Origin of the sequence: Streptomyces hilarionis (assembly GCF_024539675.1) — a bacterium.
Classification (GTDB): Bacteria; Actinomycetota; Actinomycetes; order Streptomycetales; family Streptomycetaceae; genus Streptomyces; species Streptomyces hilarionis.
Genome location: NZ_JAHHIT010000544.1, coordinates 1 through 353 on the forward strand (window position 1 = coordinate 1; position 353 = coordinate 353).

The following is a 353-nucleotide window of genomic DNA, read 5'->3' on the forward strand; positions in this document are numbered from 1 at the left end:
GCCCAGTGCAGCACTGACCAGCGCGCTTATCACCAGTCCTATCCAAAACCATCGTTCAAGCGTCTCGAAGAAGGCCATATGTTGAGTAACATCAAAGATCAACATCACTGTCAATGGCTTGTCCTGCCCCGTCACTATGGCTTGCGCCGTCACGCCTCGAAATATCTGCTCCTGGTCTCGCCACTCCCAGACATTGCTGTTTGTGACCGTTCGGAAGTCTTCAGGAACTACGATCGGACCTGGGTCAGCAAACAGGAGCTTACCGTCACCATCGATGATAAGAGCTGTCAAATCACGATGAGCACCAAGCAGTGCCTCCAGCTCAGGCTTAACATCACTGAATTGATCAATGC

Annotated in this window: 1 pseudogene; it reads right to left on the minus strand. The window is 51.6% G+C overall.

Annotated features, from left to right (window positions below):
• Positions 1–353: pseudogene (gene copS / locus KMS84_RS44170) on the minus strand (copper resistance membrane spanning protein CopS); the annotation flags it as partial.